2 protein-coding genes are annotated in these 4,894 nt (G+C 47.8%); both read left to right on the top strand.

Annotated elements, in window-relative coordinates:
• Positions 1–87: 87 nt before the first annotated feature.
• Complete coding sequence (locus tag VN105_RS10095; protein WP_325640424.1) at positions 88–3,165, top strand: tetratricopeptide repeat protein; 3,078 nt, start codon at positions 88–90, stop codon at positions 3,163–3,165.
• A gap of 41 nt (positions 3,166–3,206) precedes the next feature.
• The gene (locus VN105_RS10090) at positions 3,207–4,856 is read left to right on the top strand and encodes a hypothetical protein (protein WP_325640422.1); all 1,650 of its coding nucleotides are present in this window, start codon (positions 3,207–3,209) and stop codon (positions 4,854–4,856) included.
• Positions 4,857–4,894: the final 38 nt, after the last annotated feature.

Raw genomic sequence — 4,894 nt, 5'->3', positions numbered from 1 at the left:
AGGCCACGGCAGAGTACTTCCCCGGCTGGAAAATAATTCCTCCCGGGATTCGTTTTAAACGCATATTCAAGAAATAACAGCTATAGCATGCAATTCATAAGAAAAGTTTTTGTTCCCGGACATCTGTACATATCGCTCCTGGTCTTCACGGGCACAGGTTTGATAGGGCTGCCCGCCGCACAGGCACAGCAAACACGCACCTACACAGATCCGGAAAAAGTATTCAAGGACGCCCAGCAGTATTTCCAGCAGGAAAAATATGCAGTGTCCATGCAGCTTTTCAGGCAAACCATTGATAACATCGACTATTTCCACGAAACCAACCGCGATCTCGTTAAAACAGATGCGTACTATTATTACACCATCTGTGCACTTAAACTGCAACAGGACAACGCGGAAAAACAGGCGCAGGAATTTCTGAAACTAGCCAATAACAACGCCCGTGAGGAACTGGTGAGCTATCAGCTGGCAAAATATTATTTCCGTCAGAATAAACTCAAAGAGGCCATTCCCCTCTATGAAAAAGCCAATATCGAAAACCTCTCCAACGCAGAAATTGCAGAAGCGAAGTTTGAACTGGCTTACTGTTATTTTAATTTAAAAGATTTTAAAAAGGCGCAGCCCCTGTTTGCCTCCATCAAAGAGATGCCGGGCAAATACAGCATTCCCGCCAATTACTACTACGGTTTTATCAGCTACTACAATCACCAGTACGGGGAAGCGCTTAACAGCTTCCAGAAAGTGGTGAATGAACCGAAATACAGTAACGTGGTGCCCTACTACATCGCTGAAATTTATTATTTCCAGGGTAAAACAGATCAGCTGATCTCTTATACCGAGCCACTGCTGAGGCAGGGCGGGCAATACTACGAAGCTGAACTGAAACAACTGCTGGGTAAAGCCTACTTCGAAAAGAAGAACTATCCCAAAGCATTGCCTTACCTGCAGGAGTTCCAGGATAATTCGGATGAAGTAGCAAATGAAGATATCTACCAGTTATCCTACGCTTATTATCAAACCAATAACCTGCAAAAAGCTATTGCAGGGTTCAAACAGCTAAGCGGCTCCAAAGATTCACTGGGACAAAACTCCATGTACCTGCTGGGCGACTGCTACCTGCGCACCGGCCAGAAAGCCAATGCACGCAACGCTTTTGCCTTCTGCGCCAATAACAGTTCCAATGCACAGCAACAGGAAATTTCCCGCTTCAACTACGGTAAACTGTCGTACGAACTGGGCTACCCTGATGCCGCCCTCAGCGAACTTACACAGTTCGTAAAAACATACCCGCAATCTGCCTATAACAAGGAAGCCCGGGAAATACTCGTTAATCTTTTCATGAACAGCAATAACTACAAAGACGGTTTAGCAACTATTGAATCGATTTCCGATAAAAACCCCACCGTACTGAAGGCCTACCAGAAAGTAGCCTACGGCCGCGCCACCCAGCTGATCAACGACCAGCAGCTGGCAGAAGCCGACCGCCTGCTGGATGTAGCCATCAACAACCCATACGATCCGCAGATCAAACAACTGGCCCATTTCTGGAAAGCAGAAATTGCCCTGCGCCAGAATAAAACAGGAGCAGCGGTTACTAACCTGAACGCCTATCTGAATAATACGCCGCCGGAATCGGGCGAGGCCAACGCACAAACCGCCAGCTATAACCTGGGCTACAGCCTGCTGAAACAGGACAAATACACCGAAGCACTGCCTTACTTTGAAACAGCCCAGCGCACCAGCGGCCCGAATGCGGAACGTATTGCCACCGACGCCGCCCTGCGCAGCGCCGACTGCTACTATATGCTCCGCCAGTTCCCGAAGGCATTATCGCTGTACGACCGTATCATCAGCAACAATGCTCCCGGCGCCGATTACGCTACTTACCAGAAAGCAGTGATCATGGGTTTACAGGGTAAGCAAAGTGAGAAACTGGCACTGCTCAAGCAACTGGGTAATAAATTTCCATCGTCCGGCTTTAATAACGAAACAGATATTGAGATAGCAAATACTTATCTCTCGGAAGAAAAATATACAGAAGCCATTCCCTTCCTGGAAAATGTATTGCAAAAACAACCCAACGGCCCGAATGCACCACGCGCACTCCTGAAACTGGGTTTAAGCTACTACAATAAGGATAACGAAAGCAAAGCGCTGGCCTATTACCGGCAGGTAGTGGAAAAATTCCCTAACTCACCGGAATCCAACGAAGCGCTGCAAAGTATGAAGTCTATTTATGTAAGCCAGGGTAAAACAGACGATTACCTCGCCTTCCTGAAGGCCAGTGGCAGAACCGTTACCGCCTCTGCGGAAGACTCCCTTGCCTATGCTGCTGCCGAATCCAGGTTCACCAGCAACGACTGCGCAGGCGCCACCGCCGGGTTCAACAACTATATCCAGAAATATCCGAACGGCCAGTTTATCCTGCCCGCATATTTCTATAAAGCAGAATGCGCCTATAACAGTAAAGACTATACGAGCGCGCTGCCTGCCTACGAATTTGTATTATCCCGCAACAACAGCTTATACGCGGAAAGATCCGCCTTACAGGCCGCTAACATTAATTTTTACCAGGTAAAGAATTATGATAAGGCCAGAGGCTACTACCTGCAGCTGCAGGACCTCGCCACCAGCAAGGAAAACAGTCTTACCGCCACCAGGGGCCTGCTCCGCAGCAACTACCAGCTGAAACACTGGGATGAAGTATCTAACTATTCAGAAATGTTGCTGGCCGCCGCTAATATCAGTACGGATGATCAGATCATTGCCCACTTCTACCGCGGTAAGGCATTGCAACAGGCAAAAGACTATCCCGCCGCGCTGTCTGAGTTCAAAACAGTGGCTAACATGACCAAATCTGAAACAGGCGCTGAAGCCCGCTACAACATTGCGGACTGCTACCTGCAACAGAATGAACTGGATGCTGCTGAAAAAGCCGGTTTTGATGTGATTAAAAATACGCCCTCTTACGAATACTGGGTGGCGAAATCATATATCCTGCTGGGAGATGTATATGCCCGCCAACAGGATTATTTCAATGCAAAAGCTACTTACCAGAGTATCGTTACCAACAGCTCTATTCCTGAGCTGAAACAGGAAGCAAAAGATAAACTGGCAAAAGTGGAAGCAGACGAAAAGGCCGCCGGCAAAAAACCGAAGAAATAATCACCCGGATTTTAGGATCTGACATTTAAGCGCAACAAAGCATGAACATTCAAGCAATATATAACAAACGAACTTTTCTTATATCGGCACTGGGCCTCACAGGGATGCTGTTTTCACAGAAAGCAGCCGCACAGGAAGCATTGAAGCAGGAAACGATTGATATCATTTCCACCAATCAACCCAAACTGCGCGATGCCTATAAGCTCAATCTCACGGCTTCTTTGCCGGGGATTGACACTACCCGGCCTTCTATGAAATACGAGATCCCGGCGCTGAACCTGAACTTTATGTACCAGGCCATGCCGCTGAAACCGCTGGCACTGGGAAAAGATTCATTGTCGTACCTCCAGAACAACTTCGTGAAACTGGGATATGGCAATTATAAAACACCGTATGTACAGGCAGGCTTCGGTAGCGGGCGCCAGGATATGTACAACTACGGCCTGTATGTGAATTACACCGGCTCCAAAGGCAAGGAGATTCCGGACCAGGACTACAGTAACCTGAACGTACTGGCGTCCGGCACTTACCTGTTACCTAAATTCCGGTTCGACGGAAGCATCGGGTACGACCGCAACACAGTGCACTACTACGGCTATGGCCATGATACCGCCAGTTATAAAAAGAAGGATATAGAGCAGACGTTTAACCAGGTGACCGCCTCCGTGGGCCTGCAAAACAGGCCGCAAAACGACTGGGCATTTACCTTCCAGCCTAAAGTGAAGTTTATCCTTTTCAATGATTCCTACAAGCGTACGGAAAATACCTTCCAGCTGAATGTACCCATACGTAAGCAGGTATTTGAAGACATCTTCATAAAAGTAGAAGGTGTGTTTGATCTTTCTACCTACAAACAGGATAATAACCGCGCCATCAACAACAATATTGCTTCCATCCACCCGGCTGTGGATATCATGAAGCCGGGGTTTGTGCTGCACGCCGGTGTAAATCCGACCTGGAGCAATGGAGAATTTTACCTGCTGCCGGATATCGTGAATGAGTCGCACCTGATCCGTAAAAAACTGATCCTGAGCAGCGGCTGGATCTCCTACTTTGAAAAGAATACCTACCGTAACCTGGCCAATAAAAATCCGTTCCTCGCCGGGCTACCGGGAGAAATGCTGAATACCCGTGTAGAAGAAAAGTATACCGGTATCAAAGGTACGCTGGGCAGCCACTTTAACTACAATACCAAATTCGCCTCCGTTACCTGGTACAATATGCCGCTGTTTGTAAACGACAGCGCCGACACCAAAAAATTCACTACCCGTAACGAAGCCCAGCTACGGGCCTTCCAGCTGCATGGCGAAGTGGGATATATTGAAGAAGAAAAATTCCAGGCGCGCGTGAGCTTCGACTGGTACAACTACAACAAGCAGGAAACAGAAGTACAACCGTGGCACCTGCCCGCTTTCCAGGGCGATTTGTTTGCACAATACACCATCGCAAAAAAATTACACCTGAACGCCGACCTCTTTGCATTGAGCGGCAGCTATTACCTGCTTCCCAACAAAGACTTTGGTAAAACCAAAAGCGCATGGGACCTGAATGCAGGCGCCTCCTACGATATAGGCAAGAATTTCGGCCTCTGGGTAAATGCAAACAACCTGTTCAATACACATTACCAGCGGTATTACCTCTACCCAACGTATGGGTTCAATATTGTGGGTGGCGTAATGATCAAGTTCTAAAGCGCGGATGTTGTCTGACTCAGGATTAAACTGATTAC

The sequence above is a fragment of the Chitinophaga sp. genome, from assembly GCF_035564935.1.
Taxonomy (GTDB): domain Bacteria; phylum Bacteroidota; class Bacteroidia; order Chitinophagales; family Chitinophagaceae; genus Chitinophaga.
Note: the sequence above shows the minus strand (reverse complement) of the source record. Positions and strands in the feature narration are given on the sequence as shown.